The sequence below is a fragment of the Anaeromassilibacillus sp. SJQ-5 genome, assembly GCF_054108045.1.
In genome coordinates, this window is record NZ_JBPJWQ010000001.1 from 113192 (window position 1) to 138081 (window position 24890).

Consider the following 24890-nt stretch of genomic DNA (forward strand, 5'->3'; position numbering starts at 1 on the left):
CAGCGGCCTGTCAGCTTGTCAAAGAAGGAGGGAACAAGCAAGGGGTTGCTCCCTCCTTTTGGAGAAAAAAGCGGGAAAGAAGAAGGAAAAGAAGAAAGGGGAGTAGTGCCGGGAGCGGTATAAAGCCAGCTTTTTAAGATTCATGGCAGCAAACTTAAGCGTGACCCATTGCGTAACGCGGGCCAAGCCTCTGTGGTGAGTATAACGCATGGCGTGTTTGTCTTTCGCATCGGCAAAAACGCGCTCGATGGTTTGCTTGCGCATGGCGTAAATGTCTTTCGCCAATTGGGTTTTGCGCAGTTGCTCCGCTAAATCCAATGCTTCCTGCCAGATGTGACGATATATCACCTTCTGCCCATTGGCATTGACCCCGCACTCCTTTCGGCAAGGACAGTCCCGGCAAACCTTCGGGGTGCTGCGGTATAGCCGTTTGCCCTCTTTGTTGGTGGTGGTATGCCGGAGAACTTGCCCCTGTGGGCAGATCAGCTGGTCGTTTTTTTCGTCATAGGAAAAATCCCATGGCATAAACCCTTCCCGTCGTGTTCCGTGGGGGCGGGTGTACGGAAGAATGGGGAGCCGGCCGTCTTCTAAAATACGCTTCGCGATCCATGGCTGCTTGTAGCCTGCATCCATTGTCACATACTGGATTTCCGGAAATCGACTGGTTACCTGCTCATACACACTGTCCCATGCCACGCTGTCATGGACATTCCCCGCTGTTACCTTTACCCCTAACACCATTCCGTGACGGTCACATACCGTGTGCGCTTCATAGGCAAACTGCTTTTCATGCTCTCCCTTGTGGTACATCCCGCATTCCGGATCCGTTGTCGATACCACCTGTTCCGTTGTTCCGCCGTCCCCGTGACTGTCGTCATCCTCGTCCTCTTCTTCCACTGGCGCTTTCCCCAGCTTCATCCTCTCCTCGTTGACCTCTTCGCGAAGCCGCTTGGCATACACACGGGCAGCCTTTGCCACCTGTTCCTTCTGGTATTTCTTTTTGTTGGCGCTTGCTTTGATATGCGTCCCGTCTATGAATACCATGCTGCTGTCCACCATGTGGTTGTTCAGCGCTTTGTTCAGTATATGCTCGAAGATTTCCGTCGCCAGTTCTTCCGGAAACCGCCGGCAAAACGCATAGCTTACCGTCGCAAAGTGCGGGAGCTTGTCCAACAGCCCATATCCCAGAAACCATCGGTACGATATTGTATCACATGCCCGCTGATATGTCTGCCTCAGCGACGGGATCCCGAACAGGTGCTGGAGCAGCACCATTTTCACCAGTACCACCGGGTCTGTCCCCGGCCTTACATTTTTGGCTGCGCTGTAGTATGGCGCTACCCGCTCATAGATCCACTCGTAGTCCATCACCTTCTCTATTTTCCTTACCAGATGATTCTCCGGCACTAATGCTTCTATATCCGTTACCGCTACTTCCCGCCGTCCGTCTCTTTCTCTCTCGTACATCTTTTCTCACCCTACTCCATTTTACCAAAAAAGCCGCCTTTCGGCGACTTCTTTGACAGGCTGACAGGCCGCTGCTAACAGCGGCCTGTGAGGTGTGGTTCGGGTTTTCAGACGGGAAGCCGCGCCGGCTGCCTTCCGACATGTTTTTTGTGACGGAGGCGTTCCCGGATGGATAACGGCCAAGCCCTTCGGCATATAGATGGGATAGGCCCTGAGTGGGCCGTGAAAATCCGGAAGGGTGAGGTTCATGACCCGAAAAAAGCCATATGCCGTATGGACCAAGCGCCACGCGGCTTTTGTTCTCCTGGCCCTGTTTCTGGCGGCGGTGCTGATCGTCATAGCGGCGGCGGCGCTCCCCTACGCCTATGCCAACGCCACGGCGGCCGCTCAGCGCCGGCTGCCCATTTACTGCACCGATCGGCCGGGCAAGGTGGTCAGCCTGACATTCGACGCGGCCTGGGGGGACGAGGACACCCAACAGCTTATTGAGATTCTGGGAAAATACAAGGTGCGCGCCACCTTCTTCGTGGTGGGAGAGTGGGTGGATCGCTGCGGAGATTCGGTCAAGGCCCTGTTCGACGCGGGGCATGAAATCATGAACCATTCCGACAGCCATCCCAACATGCCCAAGCTGTCCCGGGAGAGGATGCTGGAGGAAATCAACCGCTGCAACGACAAGATTCAGGCCATCACCGGGGTGCGGCCCACCCTCCACCGCGCGCCCTACGGCGATTACAGCAACGCCCTGATCGAGACGGCGGACACCCTGGGCATGCACGTGATCCAGTGGGACGTCGATTCTCTGGACTGGAAGGATCCGCCGGTGGCGGACATCGTCAGCCGGGTGACCAAGCAGGTGAATTCCGGCTCCATCGTCCTGTTCCACAACGCGGCCAAAAACACCCCCGCCGCCCTGCCGCAAATCCTCGAAAAGCTGACGGCGGAGGGATATACGTTCCTGCCGGTGTCTGAAATGATCTATTATAAGGATTATACGTTAAACCATGAGGGCCGGCAGATAGCCATGCCGCCGGCCTGATCCGCCTAGGCGGGAAAGATGCAGAGAATCTCGTTTCCGGTACCGTCGGGGCGGATGCGTCCGTTGATAAGCGGACGGCTGGCTTTCAAAGAGGTGACCTGGTAGTAAATCCAATCGTCAAAAATGCCGGCATATGACCAGCTCAGATTCGCCGCTCCGCCGGAAACGATCCCATCGGGAATGGCGCTTGCGGTTACCAGCGGTTTAACATTCTGCGGATTGTCGAGATCAAAGACGGCCAAGCCGCCTTCCGGTCGCAGGCAGTACCCGCGCCCCTTGTGCGGCTGGGGCCAGCCATAGCAGACCCCGCTCTCGTCAGTTCCGTCGAGACGCAGGCGCATCACTTGGCGGCTGTTCGTGTCGTGTCGGCCCGGCTCCTGATAGTACAGCCAGCCCTCGTCCTCCACCAGCCGCTCCGGACAGGAGATGTCTGCCGAGACGTTCCAAGTTCGAATGGCGGCGATCCGACCGGTACGCAAATCCACCCGGAAAAGCTGGCAGATGGTTTTGTCTTCATTGCGGGCGGTAAAGTACGCACAGCCCTCACAAACCAAGAAGGTATACAGCGGGAAGGTTTTGGCCGGCAAGGGGGCGACAACGGTCTGATCCGTTCCGTCCAGCCTTTTTTTGACGACAGCCCCCTGCGCGATGGTATATATCCAGTCGCCCTCCACGGCGAACGCCGCGTTGTAGGCCTTCTCGCCCAAATCCTGAATTTGTGAACCGTTGAACCGGCAGCGGTAAATCCGGCTGGAGCAATCCCCGTCCGCCGAGAGATACAGCCAGTCCCCCTGCGCGACCAGATTATCGGGAGAAACCCATTCTGTCTTTACCGCCCGATCCAGGGCGGCCTTGTTGACATGGTACACGGTGGAGGCATGGACAAAGAAATACCAGCTCCGGCTTTCCGCCATGCTGAAAACAGGCACCCCCAGAAATCCCAGGGGAACCTTCTGGGGATCCGGCGGGAGCTTGGCAGTCGTGGGCGAGGCGGAGGCGGTTCGTGTTTTGGAGGGGGCGGACGAGCGTATTGTTTCCACCGGTGAAGTCGCCGCGGACGTGGAAGAAAAGGGGGGCGATGCCGACACGGTCGTCCCCGACGAGGCGGAAGCGGTGGACGCCGTTTGCCACGCCAGTTCGGGCTGTGAGGGAACGTCTGTCGGCGGCTTGCCACATCCGGGCAGAATACCGCTGCAGAGAACGACCAGTGCCAATGCGACCAGGGAGCTTCGATTACGCATAGCATCTCCTCATTTTCAATTGATTTTTGCTTATTTTATCTAATAATATAGCTATATACTTAAATAAAGTCAAGATTTTTTTGGCAATAAAAAAGGCGGATGTGGGCAAATGTTCACCAAATGTGTGTCCGGTTGAACGGGGACAAGCCGCTTGGCGTATCGGGCAGGGTGCGCCGGGGGGGGGGATGTCTCTTGTACAATCGCGGTCGATTGGGTATACTGGTAAAAACAGGCCGTTTTGGGCGGCAGAGAATCGAGGACGTACATGAATTTTGAAGAACTGGGGCTGCCCGCCCCGCTGATCGCCGGGCTGGCCGCGCAGGGGATCACCGCCCCCACTCCCGTTCAGCAACGGGCCATCCCCCTGCTGCTGGAGGGGAAGGACGCACTTATCCAGTCGGAAACCGGGACGGGGAAAACCCTGGCCTATCTGCTACCCTTTCTGGCCCGGGCGGATCCCGACGGCCGGCTGCTGGTGCTGACCCCCACGCGGGAGCTGGCCATGCAGGTGCATCGGCAGGTGGAGTTGCTGGCAAAAAACGCGGGGCTGCCGGTAAAGAGCGTACCGGTGTTCGCGGACGTGAGCTTGGCCAATCAGGTGGAGCGACTGAAAAGCAAGCCCCGGATCGTGGTTGGCACCGCCACCCGGATGCTGGAGCTCATCCGCAAGAAAAAAATCCCCGCCCACCTGGCCAAGACCGTGGTGCTCGACGAGGTGGACAAGCTGCTGGACGACGCCAACCGGGCGGACGTGGAGGCAGTGCTCAAATGCTGCCTGCGGGACATCCAGGTGGTGATGGCGTCGGCCAGCGTGTCCCGGGAGATTCAAAAGCGGGCGGCACCGCTGGCCAAGGAGCCGGTGATCCTGCGCACCGCCCCCCGGTTCCGGATTCCTGAGACGGTGGAGCATATCCGGGTGGCCACCGGCAGCCGGGACAAGCTGGACGTGCTGACCGATCTGCTGCGGGTGCTCCGGCCCCGGCGTGCCATTGTGTTCATCAACACACCGGAGGAAATCAGCCGGGCGGCGGACAAGCTGCGCCGGGCGGGGCTGCAGGCTCAGAGCCTGTCCGGCTCCCAGAAAAAGCTGGAAAGGCAGCGGGCGCTGACCGCTTTCGCCGGCGGGGAAGCGCCGCTGCTGATCGCCTCGGATCTGGCGGCCCGCGGCCTGCATGTGGAGGGTGTGGACATGATTTTCCACGTCACCCTGCCGGAAAGCCCACTGGACTATCTCCACCGGGCGGGACGCACAGGACGGGGGGCCTCCGGCCTGTCTGTCGTCCTGGCCAAGTTCCGGGAGCGGGCGCTGACCGGCCAATACGAACGGGCACTGGATTTTCAGTTTATCGATAAGCAGCTGGACGGGGATAGGCGCCGCCTGCTGCCCGTGCCGACGCCGGCGGGGAAAGAGACGCCGCCCCGCCGCTGATCGGGGACGAAACCCTGTCTTTTTTGCGATGGCTCCGCATATACTGTACCACGCGGGATTTGGACTTGCCGACAAGCCCAAGGCCCGGACAGGTTGAAAAGGAGCTGACGCACGATGAATACAGCCATCCGCCCGGAAGACATGGAGCGGTATCTGCGGGAAATGCGGGCCTTTGCTAAGCGGGCGGGCTACACGATCTCGCCGCCCTCACCGCCTGCTCCTCCGGCTGTCGAGGAGCCACCCGCTCCGCCGGCCACCGAAGAAGAACCCGCGCAGGAGCCGGACACGGCGCCCCGATATCCGGAGGCCCCTCTGGAGCAGGAGCGGGTCATGGACGAGAGCGGCGGGGAAGAGCCGGCCGCGCCGGAAGAGGAAGAGACGCCATGCGTCCCTTGTGAGGCGGCCGCGGAGGACGACGGGCTCTAATGAATCCGGACACAAAAAGCCACCCGGCCGAGAGGCCGGGTGGCTTTTTCACCGTAGTTATTTGTCGCCGTAGAGATTCATGCGGAACAAATCGGTTTCATCCTCCGGATTTTTGCAGATGACGCGGGCGGTGCCCACGTTGCCCCAGTCAATGGCGCTGGAGAGGGCCAGCAGCTGGGTCAAACGGCTTTTCAGGTTCAGCACGTCGCCGTCGGGAGTTTCCAGAAACACGTCGCCCTTCGCCTTGGAGGCGAACTGAATCAGTTTGTTAAAGTCAAAATCATGAATTTCAAAACCAGCCATGAGGAATCGTCTCCTTTCATAAGGTGCGGAAAAAACAGTATCCTTTAGCTTTTCCCACATGTATTATTATATACGGACGCCGCCCAACAATCAACAAGCAAAATGCCGAACTTTCCCAGTATAAGACGTGGAATTTGTACACGATATACATTATGTTAAAAGAATCCTATGCAAAACCTCCAATTGTCTGCTGCAAAATGGCTTTCACTGTGAAATCGATGAAAATCCCGGCGGTTTTTTACAAAGAATTCACAATTCGGATATTGACAGGCCGCCCGGGGAATGGTACATTATATGGTGTTAGCACTCGAGATAATAGAGTGCTAACCATTAGCAGAGTCAAGTGACCAAATGGGTTCCATCGGTAACGCCGGATAAGGAGGCGATGGCACATGGAACTGGGCGAACGCAAACAAAAGATACTGACCGCGATTATTGACTCGTACATCCAGACCGGCGAGCCTGTCGGCTCCAAGGCACTGGTGGAGATGCTGGGCAACGCGGTGTCCTCCGCCACCATCCGCAACGAGATGGCTGAGCTGGCCTCCTGGGGATACCTGGAGCAGCCGCACACATCGGCGGGGCGGATTCCCACCGCTAAGGCGTTCCGGCTGTATATCGACCATCTGATGCGCCGGCAGGCCCTCAGCGATGAGGATCAAAAGGATATTGACGACATGCTGGCCGGTTCGGCCGGCGATCCCGAGCGGCTGATCGGCGAGGCGTCCCAGGCGCTGGCCGAGAGCACCGGCTGCGCGGCGGTGTCCACCACCCCTTCCGAGCAGGGGGCGGTTATCCGCCGGATTGAAATCATGCGGGTGTCCTCCCGTTCGGCGGCATTGCTGCTGATGACCGGCTCCGGCGTCCTGCGCAGCCGGGTGTGCCGGTTCGACGGCGACGTGGAAACCGACACGCTGCAGATGCTGTGCAACGTGCTGACGGAAAACTTCCTGGGTGCGCAGCTGACCGACATCGGAGTGCCGCAGGTGCAGAATCTGCTGGTTTCCCTGGGAGATTACGGGCTGACCTGCGCGGCGGCGCTGACCGCGTTTTACGAGTTGGTGCAGGAATCGGCCGAGGCGGAGGTGCTGCTCACCGGGCAGCTCAACCTCTTGCAGCATCCCGATTACGAGCTGGAGCGGGCCCGGTCGCTGCTGGGTTTCCTGGCCCAGAGGGAACAGCTGATGGGCATGCTCGCCGCCCATCGGGGCGGCCTAAGGGTGGTGCTGGGCAGCGAGAGCCTGCGGCCCGAGCTGAACGGCTCTAGCATTATCGTCACCCGGTACAGCCTGGACGGGCGGGCAGACGGCTCCATCGGCCTCATCGGGCCCTTGCGCATGGATTACGCCGCCACCATCCCCCGCCTCGAGTATATAGCCAAGGCCGTGGGCCGGCTGCTGTCGGACATGTTCGGCGGCGAGCCGCCTAAAAAGGATTAAAGGAGGAGCCTATCCCATGGAACCCAACCAGACCGGCGAAACGCCGATAGAGGAGACCGTGCCCGAAACCGCGGAGGCGGAAATCCCGGAGGCGGCCGAGGAGGCCGCGCCGGCGGAGGAACCCCCCGCCGCCCCGGAGGAGGACGGCAAATCCGAAAAGGCGGACAAAAAGACGGAGAAATCCCGCAAAAAAGAGAAAAACGAAGCCATGGCCCTGAAGGCGGAAAACGAGCGCCTGGCCAAGGAACTGGCGGAGGCCAAGGACAGCTACCAGCGCATGCTCGCGGAGTACGCCAACTACAAGCGGCGCACCGAGCAGGAGAAGGAACGCCTGGGCGAGTTCACCAAGGCGGAGCTGCTAGGTAAGCTGCTGACTTCGCTCGACAACATGGAGCGGGCCATCGAGGCCCCGGCCGGCGACGATTACAAAACCGGCGTGGACATGGTGCTGCGGCAGTTCCGGGAGTTGCTTATGGGAATGGGCCTTGAGGAAATCGAGGCGGAAAACGCCCCGTTCAACCCGGAGGTGCACAACGCCGTCATGCGGGAGGACGCCGACGGCATCGAGCCCGAAACCGTCACCGCCGTGTTCCAGAAGGGCTATAAATACGGCGACCGGGTGCTGCGCCCGGCCATGGTCAAGGTGGCCAACTGATTTCGTTTGACGGCCCGGAGGCCCGGGCATACTCAATATATACGATGGATTGGATAAATGGAGGTAATAGACATGGCAAAGATTATCGGTATTGACTTAGGCACCACGAATTCCTGCGTGGCGGTTATCGAGGGCGGCGAGCCGGTCGTCATTCCCAACGCGGAAGGCGCCCGCACCACCCCTTCCGTCGTCGCCTTTAAGAAGGACGGCGAGCGCATCGTCGGCCGGGTGGCCAAGCAGCAGGCGGTTTCTAACCCGGATCGCACCATCGCGTCCATCAAGCGCGAAATGGGCACCGCTCACAAAGTGACGGTGGACGGCAAGGATTACACCCCTCAGGAAATTTCCGCGATGATTCTGTCCAAGCTTAAGCAGGACGCCGAGGCGTACCTGGGCGACAAGGTGGTGGAGGCGGTTATCACCGTCCCCGCGTATTTCACCGACGCACAGCGGCAGGCCACCAAGGACGCGGGCAAAATCGCGGGCATGGAGGTCAAGCGCATCATCAACGAGCCCACCGCCGCGGCCCTGGCCTACGGCATCGATAAGGAAACCGACCAGAAGATCATGGTGTACGACCTGGGCGGCGGCACCTTCGACGTGTCCATCATCGAGATGGGCGACGGCGTGCAGGAGGTGCTGGCCACGGCGGGCAACAACCGTCTGGGCGGCGACGATTTCGACCAGAAGATTGTCGACTGGATGGTCGCCGGCTTCAAGGCCGACACCGGCGTGGATCTCTCGGCTGACAAGATGGCCCTCCAGCGGCTGCGCGAGGCGGCGGAAAAGGCGAAAATCGAGCTGTCCGGCTCCACCACCAGCAGCATCAACCTGCCTTTCATCACCGCCGACGCCACCGGGCCGAAGCATCTGGATATGACCCTGTCCCGCGCGAAGTTCAACGAGCTGACCGCTTCCCTGGTGGACGCCACCATGGGCCCGGTCAAGCAGGCGCTGTCCGATAGCGGCCTGTCCGCTGGGCAGATCGATAAAGTGCTGCTGGTGGGCGGTTCCACCCGTATCCCGGCGGTGCAGGAAGCCATTCAGAAGTTCATGGGCAAGGAGCCCTTCAAGGGCATCAACCCCGACGAATGCGTGGCCATGGGCGCGGCCCTGCAGGGCGGCGTGCTCGGCGGCGAGGTCAAGGGCCTGCTGCTGCTGGACGTCACCCCCCTGTCCCTGGGCGTGGAGACCATGGGCGGCATCATGACCAAGGTCATTGACCGCAACACCACCATCCCCACCAAGAAGAGCCAGATTTTCTCCACCGCCGCCGACAACCAGCCGGAGGTGGAAGTGCACGTGCTCCAGGGCGAGCGGGAGTTCGCCAAGGACAACAAGTCTTTGGGTGTGTTCAAGCTGGACGGCATCGCCCCGGCCCGCCGCGGCGTTCCGCAGATTGAGGTGACCTTCGACATCGACGCCAACGGCATCGTCAACGTCAGCGCCAAGGATCTGGGCACCGGCCGTGAGCAGCACATCACCATCACCTCCAACACCAACATGTCCAAGGAGGACGTGGAGAGGGCGGTCCGCGAGGCGGAGGAGTACGCCGCCGAGGATAAGGCCAACCGCGAGAAGATCGAGGTGCGCAACGGCGCCGACCAGGCGGTTTATCAGTGCGAGAAATCCATCGAGGAGCTGGGCGACAAGCTGGACGCTTCCGACAAGGCGGAGCTGCAGGGCAAGATCGACGCGCTCAAGGAGACCCTGAAGGGCGACGATGTGGAGGCCATCAAGGCGCAGCAGGAGGATCTGATGAAAGCCTTCTACGCCATTTCCGAGAAGATTTATAAGGCGAACGCGCCCGAAGGCGCGGCTCCCGGCCCGGACGCCCCCGCCGACGGGCAGGCGGCCGACGGCGGCGAGTATTACAGCGGCGACGTGCAGTAATCGAACAAACAGCGACAGGGGCTGATGCAGCGAATACCTGCGTCAGCCCCCCTTGCCGTGATACGGCGACTCTGCGACAGCATGGAGGATAGACCACAATGGCTGACAACAAGCGTGATTATTATGAGGTGCTGGGGATTTCCAAGGGCGCCTCGGACGATGAAATCAAAAAAGCCTACCGCCAGGCGGCCAAAAAATACCATCCCGATCTAAATCCCGGGGACAAGGAGGCGGAGGCACGCTTCAAGGAGGTCAACGAGGCCTACGAGGTGCTGTCCGACCCGGAGAAGAAGAGCCGGTATGACCAGTTTGGCCATGCGGGCGTGGACCCGAATTTCGGCGCGGGCGGTTACGGCGGCGCCGGGTTCGACGGGATGGATTTCGATTTGGGGGATATTTTCTCCTCCTTCTTCGGCGGGGCCGGCGGCGGCCGGCGCGCCAATCCCAACGCCCCCCGGCGCGGCGGCGATGTGGCGGCCTCGGTGATTATCTCGTTTGAAGAGGCGGCCAAAGGCTGCAAAAAGCAGGTGTCGGTGCAGCTGACCAGCACCTGCGGCGACTGCGGAGGCAGCGGGGCGAAAAAGGGCTCGTCGGTCAAGACCTGTCCCAACTGCAACGGCTCCGGCCAGGAGCGGCGGCAGCAGCGCACCCCCATCGGGGTCATTCAGACCCAAACCACCTGCTCCCGCTGCCACGGCAAGGGCAAAATTGTCGAAAGCCCCTGCCCCACCTGCTCGGGAAGCGGGCAGGTGCGCAAGCCGGTGACCATCGGCATCAACATACCCGGCGGCATTGACGACGGGCAGGTCATCACCATCCGCGGCAAGGGCAACGCCGGCATCAACGGCGGCCCGGCGGGGGATTTGCAGATTCAGGTGTCGGTGCGGCCCCATCCAATCTTCGAACGGGATGGGTACGACATCTGGTGCGATCTGCCTCTGACCTTCGCCCAGGTGGCGCTGGGCGCGGAGGTGAGCGTTCCCACCCTGGACGGCAACGTGTCCTACACCATCAAGGAGGGCACCCAGCCGGGCGATACCTTCCGGCTCAAAGGCAAGGGCTTCCCGTATATCAACGGGCGGGGCGCCGGCGACCAGGTGTTCCGGGTGGTGGTGGAGGTTCCAAAGAACCTCTCCAGCGAGCAGAAAAAGCTGCTGCGCAGCTTTGAGGAGGCCACCGGCGAGAAGAACTATCAGAAGCGCCGCTCCTTCTTCGACAAAATCAAGGACGCGTTCAATAATTAGTAAGAGGAAAAAAGCCGATGCGGCGTATGCTGCATCGGCTTTTTTTGCGTTTGCGTCCGATAGGGGCAATACAACTCTATCGGGTTGAGCGTTGGTATGCGGGGTACCACCCCGTGGGCCGTTCGCGGCTGTGAGCCGCCCGCACCCCATCTTTCTTTTTCGTGCGTGAAAAAGAAAGATGGGGGAGAAAGAAAAAGCCTACTGGTACCTTTCCGGCGGCGTGAAAATAATTCACATCCTCGCGGCAACCCCTGTGTCGCTGCGGGCTTCGACCCTTTAGAGAAAAAATAGAAACTTTTAGCGTCTGCGTCCCCACAAGTACGCCCGCTAATAACCATGCGGCAGCCCGTTCTGCTTTCTACCAACCCCGCCTCGCGCCTGCGTGACCACACGTTGCGAAAGTCGGGCGACCAACTTCCCTGGGGCTGCATTGCATGAGGAGTACCAAAAGACAAGGGGGGATGCTCTGCCCCTGCCGGTCTCGTCGGCTTAGGCCGCCGAGCCCATACGAAATCCATAGGAAGGAAACCAGAGGCGGGAGTTTATCCTGGTTTCCACCTCATCCGGCGTCCGGCCCCGCCGGACGTCGCCATTTGTCTGCCGCGGACGTCCCCCTTTTGTTCCCCGCCAGGCGGGAAATCACCTCGAGGGAAAGGCTTTCGCTCGCCACAGGCTGGCGGGTATGGGCGAGAGGGAGCGCTGTCTCGCGGGCGAGCGATGCTCGCCCCTACAAAGCCGCCACGCAAGATAGCCGCGGGATTCTGAGAACCATCCATTTCGATGGATAGGGCTCAGCGTCGTAAGACGGTGAGACCACACTCGCTTGTATAATTTGGGTGATCGCTCAAGTATACTAACGCGCGTCAGCGCGCTCGAAGCGGGCGCGTCTGTTGGCCGGCTTTTTCTTTTCTCCCCCCTCTTTTCTTTATTTATACCTTTTTGGGGGGATGAAGAACGGGGTGACACCCCGTTCTTCTAGTGGGGGGTCTCCCCCCCACGGCGGGCGCGGCTTAGGCGCGAAAGGAGCGCGGGGTAGTACTAGGGTTTCCGTAAGGAAACCCGGCATACCAACGCTCAACCCGATAGGACTAATAAAACCGCTTAGCCGTACCTTTTGGCAATCGTTTTTACGCAAGCGAGGCACATGTTTACGCCTTCATAGCTGACAAGATCCCGGGCTTCTCCGCAGAAGATGCAGAAGGGCGCGTATTTTCTCAAGATGATCTCGTTGTTATCGGTGAATATCTGCAATGCCGCGCCATCCTCCAAATCCAGTTGGTGGCGCAGCTCCACTGGAATAACGATACGCCCCAGATTGTCTATTTTCCGTACAATTCCCGTTGATTGCATAAGGTCACTGCCTTTCCTTCGTTTAGTATCGTAAAGTAATAATACATAAAATTTCCAAAAAAGTCAATGTTGCTTAATTTTAAAATATAAATTGAAGCAATACTTATTTTATAAAGAGTATACTATTAAAAAACGAGGGAGGTGGGACTATGGCTATGAAAACAAAATTAGTAACCTTGGGTTCCCGCCTAAAATATCATCGCAAAAAGAATCAGTTAACTCAAAAAGTCGTTGCGGAATTGATCGGGGTTTCATCATCGGCAATTTCTCAATATGAAAAAGGGTCCATAGAACCGGATTTGGCAATATTACGTAAACTGGCGACAATTTATAAAGTATCTGCGGACACGCTTTTAGATATTGATTTACCGGATGCTCCCCTTAACCGAAATGATGTTAAGAAAGAATTGGCTGTTGCGGCATCTGCGTTGAGAAAGGCAACCGTGGCACTGGAAAACCTTGAATCCCTCCTCGATAAACTGTAAACCCCGCGGCCGGATGCACCGGCGGCGGGGTTTTGTTGTCTACCTGTCCAGTTTCCTTCGACAGACAGCCCCAAAATTCCACTTGATATTCCCAAGGGGGGTATGCTACAATTAAAGACAAATTAAAAAATCAAGGAGGAAAAATCGTGGTAAATGCGAATGCCGGCGAGAAGTTCCTGAAGGAAGGCCTCACCTTTGACGATGTGCTGCTGATCCCCGCCAAGTCGGACGTGCTGCCCAAAGACATCGCGGTGAACACCCGCCTGACCAAGTATATCACCCTGAACACGCCGCTGATGACGGCGGCCATGGACACGGTGACCGAGGCCCGCATGGCCATCGCCATGGCCCGCGAGGGCGGCATCGGCGTGATTCACAAGAATATGTCCATCGAGGCCCAGGCCGATCAGGTGGACAGGGTCAAGCGCTCCGAAAACGGCGTTATCGTCAACCCGTTTTTCCTCTCTCCCGATCACATCGTGGCCGACGCCAACGAGCTGATGGGCAAATACAAGATTTCCGGCGTGCCGATCTGCCGCGATGGCAAGCTGGTGGGCATTCTGACCAACCGGGACATGCGCTTCCTTTCCGACTTCACCCAGCGCATTGAGGAGGTCATGACCAAGGAGAACCTGGTCACCGCCCCGGTGGGCACCACCATGGAGCAGGCGCAGGAAATCCTGCGGCAGCACCGCATTGAAAAGCTGCCCATCGTGGACGACAACGGTTATCTCAAGGGCCTCATCACCATCAAGGACATCGAGAAGGCGGTCAAGTATCCCCTGTCCGCCAGGGACAAGGACGGCCGTTTGCTCTGCGCCGCGGCCATCGGCGCCACCTCCGACGTGCTGGACAGGGCTTCCGCCCTGGTGGAAGCCCAGGTGGACGCGCTGGTTCTCGACTCGGCCCACGGGCACAGCCAGAACATTCTGAAGGCGGTATCCAAGGTCAAGGCCGCATACCCGAACGTGTCCCTCATCGCGGGGAACATCGCCACCGCGGCGGCGGCGGAGGCCCTCATCGACGCGGGCGCCGACGCCATCAAGGTGGGCATCGGCCCCGGCTCCATCTGCACCACCCGCGTGGTGGCGGGCATCGGCGTGCCGCAGATCACGGCGGTGTACGACGCGGCCTGCGCGGCGGCCCGTTACGGCATCCCGGTGATTGCGGACGGCGGCGTCAAGTATTCCGGCGATTTGGTCAAGGCCATCGCCGCGGGGGCGGATGTGATCATGATCGGCTCCCTGGTGGCCGGCTGCGAGGAATCCCCCGGCGCGACGGAGATTTATCAGGGCCGTCAGTTCAAGGTGTACCGCGGCATGGGCAGCTTGGGCGCCATGTCCCAGGGCAGCAAGGATCGGTATTTTCAGGAGGACAACAAGAAGCTGGTTCCCGAAGGGGTGGAGGGCCGGGTGCCCTACAAGGGCCTGGTGTCCGACACGGTGTATCAGCTGATGGGCGGCCTGCGGGCCGGCATGGGATACTGCGGCTGCGCCACCATCCAGGATTTGCAGCAGAAGGGCCAGTTCATCCGGATCACCGGCGCGGGCCTGAAGGAAAGCCATCCCCACGATATCCACATCACCAAGGAAGCCCCCAACTATTCCATCAGTCAATAAGAAACAAGGAACCCCCGGAAGCAGACGCTTCCGGGGGTTCCTTTTCAGACTGTCAAAGAAGGTATCGGAGGGAAGGGAAGGTGTGGAGGGGGAACCGTCAGGGTTCCCCACTCCGCGTCGAGCGAAGCGGATCACCCGCCCGCAGGCGGCCAAAAGTGGGGAAAATCGGCACGATTTCCCCACTTTTGCTCAGCTTGGCGTAAACGGCCGGCGTGAGCCGGACTTTTTCGACAAGCTGACAAGGAACCCCCGGAAGCAGACGCTTCCGGGGGTTCCTTTTGTCGATACGGAAATATCAGGGCTCGGCGTTCTCCATTTTTTTTCGGGCAATGCGCACGGAGCGCTTTTCCTTGCGGGAAGCCGATTCCGTCTGCTCCTCCGGCGGGAGGCCCAAGGTGCTTTCCCCATCCTTGAACAGGGGCGCGCCGGACAGGTCGAACCGGGCCTTGCCATCGGCGACCAGCCGCGCCTGCTCCTGCTTGGCGACGATGCGATCGCAGATAAAGGCGGGCACCATCAGCAGCGGCACGAGAGCCGGGCTCATATGACGGTAGATCATCTTGAAGGTGTTCAGGCCGGTGTCGCCGCCGGAGGCGCTGATCTGGGCGGGGAAGGCCCGCATCAGGTCGAAAGCGATGAGCACGGCCGCCAGCCCCGCCACAGCCGCCACAATCAGCCCGATAAACGGCCGCTTGCGCAGGCAGATGAACAGGATGACGCCGACGACCAGCAGGCTGGTCACGGCGATCATGGGCCACAGGGCGTACACCTTATCCGCCTTGCCGGCCTCGAGCGCGGTGGCGTTGTTCTGGCCGATGCCAAACATGGCGAGCACCTGGAAAAACGTGCTGATCACCAGGACGGTCCACATCAGAATCTTACATGTCAGGGATGTTGCGCGCAAAGGGCATACCTCCAGTATCCCGAATCGGGTTCGATACGTTCAATCCTCAGTATACCACAAATATCCGCGAATTCAACCGGGAATTTTCGCTTTTTCCACAAGATTATTTCCGCAGCAGGGTTTCTTCCGGAACGGACGGCTCCGCCGGGGCTTTCACCGCTTTGGCTTTCCACAATTGGGGACGGCTGAAAAACCGCACGTCCATGACGATGTGGCGCATGTCCCCACACACGGGGCAGAGCTGCTCATAGGGGTGGTACACACAATCCTGACGGCGCAGCCGGATGCGCAGCGTACGGTTCAGGCAGCGCCGGCACATACCGCCGCCCAAGTACTGTTTAAACATGTTGTAGCGCATCTTGTGCGTCCCCTTATGGCATATTTTATCCATTTTGTAGAGCGTGAAAAGGCCTTCCGATATTTTCTGGTTTAATTATACAACAAGAACCGGTGTCGTGCAAATAGAAATTCGTCGGATCGATCTATTGCTAATAATAAATAAGCGGGCCGTTTTCCCCGAAAGGGAAACGGCCCGCGGAAAGGAGCGGTATCAGGATTCGAAAAATTTGCTGTGGACGGCGGCGACGGCGCGGTCGGCATCGTCGGAGGCGATGAGCACGGAGACCTTGATTTCGCTGGTGGAAATCATCTGGATGTTGACATTGGCGTCGGCCAGGGCCTCGAACATGCTGGCGGCCACGCCCTCGTGGGTTTCCATCCCGGCGCCCACCACCGAGATTTTGGTCACGCCGGTATCGTAGGAAATGCTTCTGGCCCCGACCTTATCGCAGTATTCCTGCAGGGAGGCCACGGCGTCGTCGCCCTTGTCGGCGGGGACGGTGAAGGTGATGTCCTTGGTGCCGTCGCGGCCCACCGACTGGAGGATAATGTCCACATTGATGTGGGCTTTTGCCACGCGGGAGAAAATTTTGAAGGCGATGCCGGGTTCGTCCGGCAGACCGACGATCATCACGCGGGCCACATTGGCGTCCTTCGCCACACTCTTAATCAGCATTTGTTCCATTTTCGCAGCCTCCTTGACTTTGGTGCCGGGCACCCGTTTCAAGCTGGAGAGCACTTCCAGCTCCACGTTGTATTTTTTCGCCATTTCCACCGACCGGTTGTTGAGCACCTGGGCGCCCAGCGTGGCCAGCTCCAGCATTTCGTCGTAGGTGATTTCCTTCAGCTTGATGGCGCCGGGGATCTTGCGGGGGTCGGCGGTGTAGACGCCTTCCACATCGGTAAAAATCTGGCACAAATCGGCCTGCATGGAGGCGGCGATGGCCACGGCGCTGGTATCGGATCCGCCCCGGCCCAGGGTGGTGATGTCGTCAAAGCGGTTCAGCCCCTGGAAGCCCGCCACCACGACGATCCGCTTTTTGTCCAGCGCCGTGCGGATCCGCTCGGTGTTCACCCGCTTGATGCGGGCGGCGGAGTAGGTGGAGTTGGTCTGGAACCCGGCCTGCCAGCCGAGCAGGGAGACCACCGGGAAGCCCAGCTTTTCGATGGCCATGGCCAGCAGGGAGATGGAAATCTGCTCCCCGGCGGACAGCAGCATATCCATTTCCCGCTTGCTGCCGCTGGGATTGATTTCCTTGGCTTTTTCAATGAGATCGTCGGTGGTGTCGCCTTGAGCGGACACCACCACCACCACGTCGTTGCCCGCCTTATAGGTATCGGTGACGATCTGCGCGACGTTGAAGACCCTCTCGGCATTGGCGACGGAGCTGCCGCCGAACTTCTGCACTACCAGCATACTTAGTTAACCTCCGGTTCAGATTGTGTCGACTCGATAGGACTGGGGACGCCGAATTCCACCGTGGCCCCCCGGCTGTCGCAGCCGAAGACCTCCACCCGCCAGCCGGTCAGCCCCGCCTCATGCAGGGCGGCGGCCGCCTGGGGGACAAAGGCGTCGTTGCCGCCTTCGATAATGGCCAGAATGGAGGGTCCGGCCCCACTGATGGCCACCGCGTAAGCCCCCAGGCTGTAGGCGGTGTAAAACACCTGTTCCGCCCCTGGGATCAGGGGGAACCGGTAGGGCTGATGCAGCCGATCCTGCACCGCCACCCGCAGGTTGTCGAGGCTTCCCGACCAGAGGGAGGCGGTCATCAGGGCGGCGCGGGACAGGTTATAAACCGCGTCCTGCCGGGAAATTTCGGTCGGCAGGGCGGCCCGGGCCACCTCGGTTTTCAGCTCAAAATCCGGGATGAACACGGCGAAGCGGATCCGCTCGGACACCGGCACGGACACGGTGTGCACCCGTCCGCCGTCCATCACCGAGGTGACCAGCCCGCCCAGCATGGCGGGGGCGATATTGTCCGGATGGCCCTCCAGCTCCGCCGCCAGATCGCACAGGTCAGCGGGGGAGACGGGGCTGCCCATCAGAGTGTTGGCCCCCAACAGGCCCGCCACCAGGCAGGCGGAGGAACTGCCCAGCCCCCGGGTCATGGGAATGTTGCTTTCCTGCAGGATCCGCAGCCCCCGGAAGGGGTGGCCGCACCGCTCGTACAGGCGGCGGGCGGTGGCGTAAATCATGTTGGTTTCGTCGGTGGGGATGGCGGCGCCGTCGGTGGCCGCGATGTGGCAGCCGTCGGCTTCCTCCATCCACACCCGGTTATACAGCGTCAGGGCCAGGCCCAGGGCGTCGAACCCGGCACCCAGGTTGGCGCTGGAGGCCGGCACGGTAATTTTCAGCATGGCAACCCTTCCCGCCTTACAGCTCCGCGACCCGCAGGCGGCTGAGAAGGGTCATGTTCTGCAGGGAGGCCAGCTTGGCATCCAGTTCCGCCTCGGTCATGGAGGGGGTGACGAAGGCCAGCTGATCGGCCGGCGCATGGGGCGCGCTGACGATAGCCGCGCCGCTGAACACGGCGTTGACCTGCGCGAGGGCGGCGTGGGTCTCCGGGCAGCGGAAGCGCACCAGGGCGCTGACCGCGTTTTCCTTCCAGTCGCAGACGTAGCCTTCCGCGCCCCGTTCCCAGAACAGATATTTGCGCGCGCCCAGGTGCTTGACCTCGTCGATGACGTCCGCCACCACGGCGCTGGCGGTGGGCAGCTTGCCTGCGCCCCGGCCGTAGAACACCACATCGCCGATGGCGTCGCCCCGCACCATGATGCCGTTGAACACGTCGTTGACGTCGGCCAGCAGGCTGGTTCCGGGCAGAATCATGGGGGCGACCAGGCCGCTCACCCGGCCGTCCTGAAGCCGGGACACCCGGCCGATGAGCTTGATAACCCCGCCGTAGGCTTCGGCGAATTTCACGTCGTCCAGGGTGATGTTCCCGATGCCCTCGGTGTGGATCTGCTCGGGATAAACGTGCTTGCCGAAGGCAAGGGAGGCCAGGATGCAGATCTTGCGGCAGGCGTCGTGGCCGTCCACGTCGGCGGAGGGGTTCCGCTCGGCGTAGCCCAGCTTCTGGGCCAGGGCCAGGGCGTCCTCAAAGGACATGTGGTCCTCGATCATGCGGGTGAGCATGAAGTTGGTGGTGCCGTTGAGGATGCCCGCGATTTCGTACACCTCGTTGGCGGCCAGGCATTGGTCGATGGGGCGGAGGATCGGGATGCCGCCGCCCACGCTTGCCTCAAACAGGAAGTTAAGGTTGTTGTTTTTCGCAATTTCCAGCAGCTCGTCGCCCTTGGCGGCCACCAGCTCTTTGTTGGAGGTGACGACGTTCTTCCCCGCGAGCAGGCAGCTCTTCACGAAATCGTAGGCCGGGTGGAGACCGCCCATGGTTTCCACCACGATGCGGATGTCCGGATCGTGCAGAATGTCGTCGAACTCCTTGGTGAACTTGTCGGCATAGGGCAGGTCGGGAAACTCCCGCAAATCCAGAATCCGCCGGATTTCGATGGGTTCGCCCGCCTTGTGGGCGATGCTGTCCGCGTTTTTGCGCAGCACCTCCGCCACGCCGGAACCCACCACGCCGTGACCCAAAATCGCTACATAAACCATGCTGATGACCATCCTTTTCTAAAAGGCGTCGCCGCCTATCTGATATATAGCTGACAAGGGGATGCCGTCCCCCGTGCGCAAACTGGCTGTCACGCGCCCGGCATATCCAGCCGCAGCCCGGTAATGCCCTCGCCCGTCAGGCGGGTGATCCGCTCCACCCCCGGCAGGGCACCCAAGGTGCGGACAAACCCGTCCACCGGCATCGCCAGCCGGTCGGTGCGGGCCGAAATGGACACCGAAGCCACGCCGCCCGCCGGGATGTTCTGGTTGACCGTCAGGATGTTGGCCCCCGCGTCGGCAAACGCCGCCAGCAGGGCGGACAGCACACCCGGATTGTCCTGCAGAATCAGGTGAACCGTAACGATTCCCCCGCTTTTTCCGGCATCGTAGCTGAACACCGCGTCCCGATACTTGTAAAACGCCGTGCGGGAAATGCCGGCCAGCCGGGCGGCCTGCGCCGCCGTGGACGCCCGCCCGGAACGCAACAAATCCTTGGCTTCCACCACCTTGGCGAACACCTCGGGCAGCACGGATTCGTCCACCAGGAGAAACCGCGGGTCGTTGTCCGTTTGTTGTGGCATAGGCGGCCGCATCCTTTCGACTGTGTAATCGGGTGGCGCACATGTGTTCCGCTGTGAAATACACTATAGCATTGTATGCGTCCGGTTTCAAGGGGGTACATGTCCGAAATCAGGGAAAAAATCGGGAAAAATGAAAGGGAAATGCGATTATCTCCCGATTGCTCCGGTTTTCTCGCAATGACGCATTTCTGCGTTTTGCACCATCCTGCCCATTCCGGCGCCGGTTTCTTGGTGCAAATGCCGCAATCTTTCCTTTTGACCAGAAGTGTGCTATGATACCTCTTATACACAGTACGGGAGGCATGCAGCTTTGTCGGAGAATCAACGGCCGTTTACCTCGGCCATCCTTGTGGCTGCGGGCGGCTCCACCCGGATGGGCGTGCCCAAGCAGACCATTCCCTTGTGCGGCGTTCCGGTCATCGTCCGCACCCTGCTCGCCTTTGAGGCGGCACAGCGGGTGGACGAGATCCTGCTGGTGACCCGGGAGGAGGATGTGGAAGCCTTTGCCCGCCTCTGCCAAGACTACGGAGCGGCCAAGGTGCGCCGCGTGCTGCCGGGCGGGGAAACCCGCCAGCAGTCGGTGGCCCGCGGGGTGGCCGCCGCCGATGCCGGCGCCGCGTATCTGGCCATTCATGACGGGGCGCGCCCCCTCGTGCGCCCAGCGGTCATCGACGGCGTGATTGCCGCGGCCATGGAATGGGGCGGCGCGGCGGCCGGGGTGCCGGTCAAGGACACTGTCAAAGTGGCCGACGAGGCCGGCTTTATCGTTTCCACCCCCGACAGGCGGCGGCTGTGGAACGTACAGACGCCCCAGGTGTTTGAAAAGGAGACCTATTTGCGGGCCCTGCGGCAGGCGCAGGCCGAGGGCCTGGAATTCACCGACGACTGCCAGCTGGTGGAACGGCTGGGCTGTCCTGTGCGCCTGTGGAAGGCGGACTACGCCAATATCAAGATCACCACCCCGGAGGATGTGGCCTTCGCGGAAGGCATCCTCCGGCAGAGAAAGGAATGAGATAAATATGCGAATCGGTCATGGATACGACGTGCACCGGCTGGTCGAGGGCCGCCGTCTGATTTTGGGCGGGGTGGAAATCCCCTATGAAAAGGGCCTGCTGGGACATTCGGACGCGGATGTGCTGGCCCACGCGGTGGCGGACGCCCTGCTGGGGGCGGCCGCTCTGGGGGATATCGGGGGGATGTTCCCCGATACCGATCCGGCGTTTCTGGACGCCGACAGCCTGGTGCTGCTTCGCCGCGTGACGGTGGCGGTGGAAGCCGCGGGTTTCCGGATTGAGAACATCGACGCCACCGTGCTGGCCCAGAAGCCCAAGCTCAAGGACTATATCCCCGCCATGCGGGAGAAGCTGGCCGCCGCCTGCGGCTTGAACGTGGAGCAGGTCAGTGTCAAGGCCACCACCGAGGAGGGGCTGGGCTTTACCGGCGCCGGGGAGGGCATGGCCGCCCACGCCGTCTGCTTATTGGAAGCGCGGGGGGAATCCGCATGACCTGCGTCGAAGCCCTGCAGTATATAGAGGAATTAAAGCCGGGCGGCATGAAGCTGGGGCTGGACCGGATGCGCCGGGGACTGGAGTTGCTGGGGCATCCCGAGCGGCGCCTGCGGGTGGTCCACGTGGCGGGCACCAACGGCAAGGGTTCCACCGCCCGGATGGTGCAGGCCATCGCCACGGCGGCGAGATATGCCACCGGCCTGTTTTCCTCCCCGGCCGTCACCGGCCTGCGGGAGACCATCACCGTGGATGGGGAGGCCATCCCGGAGGCGGCTTTCGCCGGATGGGTGGACAGGCTTCGCGCTTTACAGAACGATATGGGGGAGGCGGGGGGGCTTTCGGAATTCGAGCTGACCACCCTGCTGGCGCTGGCCTGGTTTGCCGAGAGAAACACGGATCTCTGCGTGATAGAATGCGGCATGGGCGGCCGGGAGGATGCCACCAATGTGTTCGACGCCCCCCTGGCGGCGGTGATCACCCCGGTGGCCCTGGATCACACCGCCTGGCTGGGCGGCACGGTGGAGGAAATTGCGGCCCACAAATGCGGCATCATCAAGGCCCCCTGCGGGGTGGTGACCGCGCCGGATCAGGATCCCGACGCCCTGGCCGTCATCTGGGAGACCGCCGCCCGGCAGGGGCTGACCGTCCGGCAGCCCGGCACCGGGGCGGCCCCCCTTCTGGAAGCGTCGCTGGGCCGGACGGTTTTCGCCTATGGGGAGAAGCGCTATACCCTGCCCCTGACCGGGGCGTTTCAGCGGGACAACGCCCTGACGGCGCTGGAAACGGTGGACTGCCTGAGGGGCAAGGGCTATGTCTTTACAGAAGAAGCGGTTGCGGCGGGGCTGGCCGGCGCCTGTCTGCCCTGCAGGCAGGAGGTGCTGCGGCCGGATCCGCTGGTGCTGGCGGACGGGGCTCACAACCCGCACGGGGTGGCGGCCCTGGCGGACACCCTGCGGCGGCACCGGCCGCAGGGCGGGCTGACCATGGTGATTGGGATGCTGGGGGACAAGGACACGGCCGCCTGCGCCGCCCTGCTGGCCCCCCTGTGCGCCCATATCGTCTGCTGCGCCCCGGCCAACGCCCGGGCGCTGCCCGCCGAGGAACTGGCGGAGCAGCTGCGCCCCGGCTGCGGGGATGTCCGCACGGCCGGCAGCCCGCGCCAGGCTCTCCGGCTGGCGGAGGAGCTGACTCACGGCGGCGATCTGCTGGTCGCGGGCTCCTTCTTCCTGGCGGCGGAGCTGCGGCCTCTTCTGCTGCTGGACATGCGGGAGGGACGCCTGTCCTAGTACGGAGAGGATAATGGTAAATACGCGCGGTATATCCATTCAGAATATATACGAATAGTTGCTAAATTTCGCGGGAAAGAGACAAAATAAGACGGCGGGATTCTCAGGAATCCGCAGAGAAAAACTCCTATCATGTTGGATAGGAGTTTTTTTGTTGCGCATACTAATGCGGTGTATCCTTTTTCTGGACGCCGCAGGGATAGGGAAAGGAAAGGAAGAACCATGGGGATTCGTATGCAACCGGAAGGGGACAAGCTAACCGTCTTCCTGTTGGGCGAGCTGGATCATCATGCCGCCAGGGATGTGCGGGACAGGATCGACGCCGAGCTGGAACGGGGAAAATACAGGACGCTTACGCTGGATTTCAGCAGCCTGTCTTTCATGGACAGCTCGGGGATCGGCCTGATCATGGGGCGGTACCGGCTGATGAAAGCCATGGGGGGCGCGATGCAGGTGGTGGGCGCCTCCGAGCGGATGGATAAGGTCATGCGGCTGGCGGGGCTCGAAAAATTGGGGATCCTGCAGGCACAGAGCGCGGAAAGGAAGGAATCAACCAATGAAGCCAAATAATGAGATGAAATTATCGTTTCCCAGCCGTTCGGCCAACGAAGGCTTTGCCCGCGCGGCGGTGGCGGCCTTTGTGGCGCAGCTGGATCCCGCGGTGGACGAGCTGGCGGACATCCGCACCGCCGTGTCCGAGGCGGTCACCAACTGCATTGTGCATGCGTATCCCGACGCGATCGGGGAAATCATCCTGCAGGCGCGGTTGTATCCGGAAGGGAGGGTGGTGATTAAAATCCGGGACAGGGGTTGCGGCATCGAGGATATCCGACAGGCCATGGAGCCCCTGTTCACCACCGGTGGGGAAGAGCGCTCCGGACTGGGCTTCTCGGTGATGGAGAGCTTTTCGGACAAGCTGAAGGTGACCTCCCGCAAGGGCAAGGGGACGGTGGTGACTCTCGAGAAATACATAGCGCCCCGCGAACGGCAGGCGAAGACCAATTGAATGACAGGGAAGAGTGGATCTGCGCTAACATCGGGCTGGTACATGCCTGCGCCAAGCGGTTCACCGGCCGGGGAATGGAATACGACGACCTGTTTCAGGCCGGCTGTATGGGGCTGGTCAAGGCGGCGGACGGCTTCGATGAAAGCCGGGGACTGAAATTCTCCACCTATGCCGTGCCGGTGATTCTGGGGGAGATGCGGCGGCTGTTCCGGGACGGGGGGACGGTCAAGGTGAGCCGCTCCCTCAAAGAGCTGGCCCTGCGGGCCACACGGGAGAGGGAGGGCTATATTCACCGCGAGGGACGGGAGCCCACCATCGGCGAGCTGGCGGATTTGCTGGGAGTGGACGCTGAGCAGGCCGCCGAGGCCCTCGGGGCCTCGCTGCCGCCCCTTTCCCTGACCCGGGCTGGAGAGGAGGATGACGGCGATCAAATCGACGTGCCCGTTTCCCCGCCGGAGGAAAGCATCACCGATCATCTGGCCCTCCAGCAGGTACTGGGGGAGTTGGATCCCCGGGATCGGGCCCTCATCGTGCTGCGGTATCTCAATCGGCATACCCAGCAGGCCACGGCGGACAAGCTGGGGATGACCCAGGTGCAGGTGTCCCGCCGGGAGCGGGTGATCCTCGAGCAGATGCGGAAGAAGCTGATTAGCTAACCGCCCGGGGCGGGTAATAGAAAAGGAAAGGGCCGATTCGCCCGAAACCACAGAGGCGCTGCCATCCGACGGCGCCTCTGCGGTTTATAAGGGGCCGCTAGTACACGGGGCTGAGCCCCGCGAAAGCAGCCGCGTTCGCCACGGTGATTCTCTCGTCGAGATGATCGGTTACATACTCCTTAATCCGCCGAATATGGGGTTGCTCTCTTGGGGCTCCTTAGGAAAGCCAAAGAGAATCCATAGAAAAAGCCCCACGCTCTTGAGGAGATCCAGCTGTCCGGTCAGCCATTCCCGATGGAATTCGTCCAGCAGTAGCCGGATATGCGGGAGATGGGTATACGTGGTTACCGGCCGCAGCCGGACATGTTCGTTCTCTGGAAGGGTAAAGTTGAAGGCCATGCATTCCA

Annotated in this window: 26 protein-coding genes; 15 read left to right on the forward strand and 11 right to left on the reverse strand. The window is 60.9% G+C overall.

The genetic code is table 11. The annotated features are described in order from the left end of the window. Nucleotides 1–18: 18 nt before the first annotated feature. Nucleotides 19–1467 carry an IS1182 family transposase gene (locus ACSAMM_RS00525; RefSeq protein WP_418977484.1) on the reverse strand — a complete coding sequence of 483 codons (1449 nt, stop codon included), beginning with the start codon at nt 1465–1467 and terminating at the stop codon, nt 19–21. A gap of 247 nt (nt 1468–1714) precedes the next feature. Between ACSAMM_RS00525 and ACSAMM_RS00530 the strand changes: the two genes are divergently transcribed. Beyond that, nucleotides 1715–2506 (forward strand): polysaccharide deacetylase family protein, encoded by a 792-nt coding sequence (locus ACSAMM_RS00530; protein ID WP_457789017.1) that lies wholly within the window; start codon nt 1715–1717, stop codon nt 2504–2506. A gap of 5 nt (nt 2507–2511) precedes the next feature. Here ACSAMM_RS00530 and ACSAMM_RS00535 read toward each other — a convergent pair whose 3' ends face one another. Continuing rightward, nucleotides 2512–3747 carry a hypothetical protein gene (locus ACSAMM_RS00535; RefSeq protein WP_457789018.1) on the reverse strand — a complete coding sequence of 412 codons (1236 nt, stop codon included), beginning with the start codon at nt 3745–3747 and terminating at the stop codon, nt 2512–2514. A gap of 265 nt (nt 3748–4012) precedes the next feature. Between ACSAMM_RS00535 and ACSAMM_RS00540 the strand changes: the two genes are divergently transcribed. After that, nucleotides 4013–5176 (forward strand): DEAD/DEAH box helicase, encoded by a 1164-nt coding sequence (locus ACSAMM_RS00540; protein ID WP_457789019.1) that lies wholly within the window; start codon nt 4013–4015, stop codon nt 5174–5176. Between the two features lie 114 nt (nt 5177–5290). Then, nucleotides 5291–5602, forward strand: a complete 312-nt coding sequence (locus ACSAMM_RS00545; protein ID WP_444052964.1) for a hypothetical protein — start codon at nt 5291–5293, stop codon at nt 5600–5602. Between the two features lie 57 nt (nt 5603–5659). Here the strand turns inward: ACSAMM_RS00545 and ACSAMM_RS00550 are convergent, their stop codons facing one another. Continuing rightward, nucleotides 5660–5905 (reverse strand): hypothetical protein, encoded by a 246-nt coding sequence (locus ACSAMM_RS00550; protein WP_178723542.1) that lies wholly within the window; start codon nt 5903–5905, stop codon nt 5660–5662. A gap of 392 nt (nt 5906–6297) precedes the next feature. On the opposite strand from ACSAMM_RS00550, the gene hrcA reads away from it, so the two are divergent. The 4 genes from hrcA to dnaJ all read left to right on the forward strand — a co-directional run bounded on the left by hrcA (nt 6298) and on the right by dnaJ (nt 11136). Beyond that, complete coding sequence (hrcA, locus tag ACSAMM_RS00555; RefSeq protein ID WP_457789020.1) at nt 6298–7344, forward strand: heat-inducible transcriptional repressor HrcA; 1047 nt, start codon at nt 6298–6300, stop codon at nt 7342–7344. Nucleotides 7345–7360: 16 nt separating this feature from the next. Beyond that, nucleotides 7361–7999 carry a nucleotide exchange factor GrpE gene (grpE, locus tag ACSAMM_RS00560; protein WP_178723538.1) on the forward strand — a complete coding sequence of 213 codons (639 nt, stop codon included), beginning with the start codon at nt 7361–7363 and terminating at the stop codon, nt 7997–7999. Nucleotides 8000–8071: 72 nt separating this feature from the next. Beyond that, nucleotides 8072–9892, forward strand: coding sequence for a molecular chaperone DnaK (gene dnaK / locus ACSAMM_RS00565; protein ID WP_457789021.1), 1821 nt, complete (start codon nt 8072–8074; stop codon nt 9890–9892). Nucleotides 9893–9990: 98 nt separating this feature from the next. Continuing rightward, the gene (dnaJ, locus tag ACSAMM_RS00570; protein ID WP_444052962.1) at nt 9991–11136 is read left to right on the forward strand and encodes a molecular chaperone DnaJ; all 1146 of its coding nucleotides are present in this window, start codon (nt 9991–9993) and stop codon (nt 11134–11136) included. A gap of 1101 nt (nt 11137–12237) precedes the next feature. Here the strand turns inward: dnaJ and ACSAMM_RS00575 are convergent. Continuing rightward, nucleotides 12238–12486 carry an AbrB/MazE/SpoVT family DNA-binding domain-containing protein gene (locus tag ACSAMM_RS00575; protein WP_457789022.1) on the reverse strand — a complete coding sequence of 83 codons (249 nt, stop codon included), beginning with the start codon at nt 12484–12486 and terminating at the stop codon, nt 12238–12240. Nucleotides 12487–12641: 155 nt separating this feature from the next. On the opposite strand from ACSAMM_RS00575, the gene ACSAMM_RS00580 reads away from it, so the two are divergent. Continuing rightward, nucleotides 12642–12971: a helix-turn-helix domain-containing protein gene (locus ACSAMM_RS00580; protein ID WP_457789024.1), complete on the forward strand. Its 330-nt coding sequence runs from the start codon at nt 12642–12644 to the stop codon at nt 12969–12971. Between the two features lie 146 nt (nt 12972–13117). Then, complete coding sequence (gene guaB, locus ACSAMM_RS00585) at nt 13118–14590, forward strand: IMP dehydrogenase (RefSeq protein WP_457789026.1); 1473 nt, start codon at nt 13118–13120, stop codon at nt 14588–14590. Nucleotides 14591–14885: 295 nt separating this feature from the next. Here the strand turns inward: guaB and ACSAMM_RS00590 are convergent, their stop codons facing one another. From ACSAMM_RS00590 to ACSAMM_RS00615, 6 genes are all read right to left on the reverse strand, one after another. Further along, on the reverse strand, nt 14886–15494 hold the full coding sequence (locus tag ACSAMM_RS00590; RefSeq protein ID WP_178721877.1) for a hypothetical protein: 609 nt from the start codon (nt 15492–15494) through the stop codon (nt 14886–14888). Nucleotides 15495–15597: 103 nt separating this feature from the next. Beyond that, nucleotides 15598–15840: a hypothetical protein gene (locus ACSAMM_RS00595; RefSeq protein ID WP_178721879.1), complete on the reverse strand. Its 243-nt coding sequence runs from the start codon at nt 15838–15840 to the stop codon at nt 15598–15600. Between the two features lie 204 nt (nt 15841–16044). Then, nucleotides 16045–17250, reverse strand: a complete 1206-nt coding sequence (locus tag ACSAMM_RS00600; RefSeq protein WP_457789028.1) for an aspartate kinase — start codon at nt 17248–17250, stop codon at nt 16045–16047. A 2-nt stretch (nt 17251–17252) separates the two neighbouring features. Next, nucleotides 17253–18191, reverse strand: a complete 939-nt coding sequence (gene thrB / locus ACSAMM_RS00605; protein WP_178721882.1) for a homoserine kinase — start codon at nt 18189–18191, stop codon at nt 17253–17255. Between the two features lie 16 nt (nt 18192–18207). Next, on the reverse strand, nt 18208–19446 hold the full coding sequence (locus tag ACSAMM_RS00610) for a homoserine dehydrogenase (protein WP_457789030.1): 1239 nt from the start codon (nt 19444–19446) through the stop codon (nt 18208–18210). A gap of 89 nt (nt 19447–19535) precedes the next feature. After that, nucleotides 19536–20027 carry an ACT domain-containing protein gene (locus ACSAMM_RS00615; RefSeq protein WP_457789032.1) on the reverse strand — a complete coding sequence of 164 codons (492 nt, stop codon included), beginning with the start codon at nt 20025–20027 and terminating at the stop codon, nt 19536–19538. A 310-nt stretch (nt 20028–20337) separates the two neighbouring features. Here ACSAMM_RS00615 and ispD point away from each other — a divergent pair, with 310 nt between their 5' ends. From ispD to ACSAMM_RS00645, 6 genes are all read left to right on the forward strand, one after another. Further along, nucleotides 20338–21039 (forward strand): 2-C-methyl-D-erythritol 4-phosphate cytidylyltransferase, encoded by a 702-nt coding sequence (gene ispD / locus ACSAMM_RS00620; protein WP_457789034.1) that lies wholly within the window; start codon nt 20338–20340, stop codon nt 21037–21039. A 7-nt stretch (nt 21040–21046) separates the two neighbouring features. Continuing rightward, nucleotides 21047–21532 (forward strand): 2-C-methyl-D-erythritol 2,4-cyclodiphosphate synthase, encoded by a 486-nt coding sequence (gene ispF, locus ACSAMM_RS00625; RefSeq protein WP_178721888.1) that lies wholly within the window; start codon nt 21047–21049, stop codon nt 21530–21532. Continuing rightward, nucleotides 21529–22821 (forward strand): bifunctional folylpolyglutamate synthase/dihydrofolate synthase, encoded by a 1293-nt coding sequence (locus ACSAMM_RS00630; protein WP_457789036.1) that lies wholly within the window; start codon nt 21529–21531, stop codon nt 22819–22821. Before ispF ends, ACSAMM_RS00630 begins: the two co-directional genes overlap by 4 nt. A 222-nt stretch (nt 22822–23043) precedes the next feature. Continuing rightward, nucleotides 23044–23391 carry an STAS domain-containing protein gene (locus ACSAMM_RS00635; RefSeq protein ID WP_457789038.1) on the forward strand — a complete coding sequence of 116 codons (348 nt, stop codon included), beginning with the start codon at nt 23044–23046 and terminating at the stop codon, nt 23389–23391. Beyond that, on the forward strand, nt 23378–23827 hold the full coding sequence (gene spoIIAB / locus ACSAMM_RS00640; RefSeq protein ID WP_457789040.1) for an anti-sigma F factor: 450 nt from the start codon (nt 23378–23380) through the stop codon (nt 23825–23827). Before ACSAMM_RS00635 ends, spoIIAB begins: the two co-directional genes overlap by 14 nt. Beyond that, complete coding sequence (locus ACSAMM_RS00645) at nt 23824–24483, forward strand: sigma-70 family RNA polymerase sigma factor (protein ID WP_178721895.1); 660 nt, start codon at nt 23824–23826, stop codon at nt 24481–24483. The genes spoIIAB and ACSAMM_RS00645 overlap by 4 nt, the downstream gene beginning before the upstream one ends. 168 nt (nt 24484–24651) lie before the next feature. On the opposite strand, the gene ACSAMM_RS00650 is transcribed toward ACSAMM_RS00645, so the two are convergent. Beyond that, nucleotides 24652–24882, reverse strand: a complete 231-nt coding sequence (locus ACSAMM_RS00650; protein ID WP_457789042.1) for a hypothetical protein — start codon at nt 24880–24882, stop codon at nt 24652–24654. Nucleotides 24883–24890 lie beyond the last annotated feature (8 nt).

Coding starts and splice junctions, on each gene's coding strand:
- ACSAMM_RS00525 (WP_418977484.1), bottom strand. CDS start 1,467: ATGTACGAGAGAGAAAGAGACGGACGGCGGGAAGTAGCGGTAACGGAT.
- ACSAMM_RS00530 (WP_457789017.1), top strand. CDS start 1,715: ATGACCCGAAAAAAGCCATATGCCGTATGGACCAAGCGCCACGCGGCT.
- ACSAMM_RS00535 (WP_457789018.1), bottom strand. CDS start 3,747: ATGCGTAATCGAAGCTCCCTGGTCGCATTGGCACTGGTCGTTCTCTGC.
- ACSAMM_RS00540 (WP_457789019.1), top strand. CDS start 4,013: ATGAATTTTGAAGAACTGGGGCTGCCCGCCCCGCTGATCGCCGGGCTG.
- ACSAMM_RS00545 (WP_444052964.1), top strand. CDS start 5,291: ATGAATACAGCCATCCGCCCGGAAGACATGGAGCGGTATCTGCGGGAA.
- ACSAMM_RS00550 (WP_178723542.1), bottom strand. CDS start 5,905: ATGGCTGGTTTTGAAATTCATGATTTTGACTTTAACAAACTGATTCAG.
- hrcA (WP_457789020.1), top strand. CDS start 6,298: ATGGAACTGGGCGAACGCAAACAAAAGATACTGACCGCGATTATTGAC.
- grpE (WP_178723538.1), top strand. CDS start 7,361: ATGGAACCCAACCAGACCGGCGAAACGCCGATAGAGGAGACCGTGCCC.
- dnaK (WP_457789021.1), top strand. CDS start 8,072: ATGGCAAAGATTATCGGTATTGACTTAGGCACCACGAATTCCTGCGTG.
- dnaJ (WP_444052962.1), top strand. CDS start 9,991: ATGGCTGACAACAAGCGTGATTATTATGAGGTGCTGGGGATTTCCAAG.
- ACSAMM_RS00575 (WP_457789022.1), bottom strand. CDS start 12,486: ATGCAATCAACGGGAATTGTACGGAAAATAGACAATCTGGGGCGTATC.
- ACSAMM_RS00580 (WP_457789024.1), top strand. CDS start 12,642: ATGAAAACAAAATTAGTAACCTTGGGTTCCCGCCTAAAATATCATCGC.
- ACSAMM_RS00595 (WP_178721879.1), bottom strand. CDS start 15,840: ATGTTTAAACAGTACTTGGGCGGCGGTATGTGCCGGCGCTGCCTGAAC.
- ACSAMM_RS00600 (WP_457789028.1), bottom strand. CDS start 17,250: ATGCTGGTAGTGCAGAAGTTCGGCGGCAGCTCCGTCGCCAATGCCGAG.
- thrB (WP_178721882.1), bottom strand. CDS start 18,191: ATGCTGAAAATTACCGTGCCGGCCTCCAGCGCCAACCTGGGTGCCGGG.
- ACSAMM_RS00610 (WP_457789030.1), bottom strand. CDS start 19,446: ATGGTTTATGTAGCGATTTTGGGTCACGGCGTGGTGGGTTCCGGCGTG.
- ACSAMM_RS00615 (WP_457789032.1), bottom strand. CDS start 20,027: ATGCCACAACAAACGGACAACGACCCGCGGTTTCTCCTGGTGGACGAA.
- ispF (WP_178721888.1), top strand. CDS start 21,047: ATGCGAATCGGTCATGGATACGACGTGCACCGGCTGGTCGAGGGCCGC.
- ACSAMM_RS00630 (WP_457789036.1), top strand. CDS start 21,529: ATGACCTGCGTCGAAGCCCTGCAGTATATAGAGGAATTAAAGCCGGGC.
- ACSAMM_RS00635 (WP_457789038.1), top strand. CDS start 23,044: ATGGGGATTCGTATGCAACCGGAAGGGGACAAGCTAACCGTCTTCCTG.
- spoIIAB (WP_457789040.1), top strand. CDS start 23,378: ATGAAGCCAAATAATGAGATGAAATTATCGTTTCCCAGCCGTTCGGCC.
- ACSAMM_RS00650 (WP_457789042.1), bottom strand. CDS start 24,882: ATGGCCTTCAACTTTACCCTTCCAGAGAACGAACATGTCCGGCTGCGG.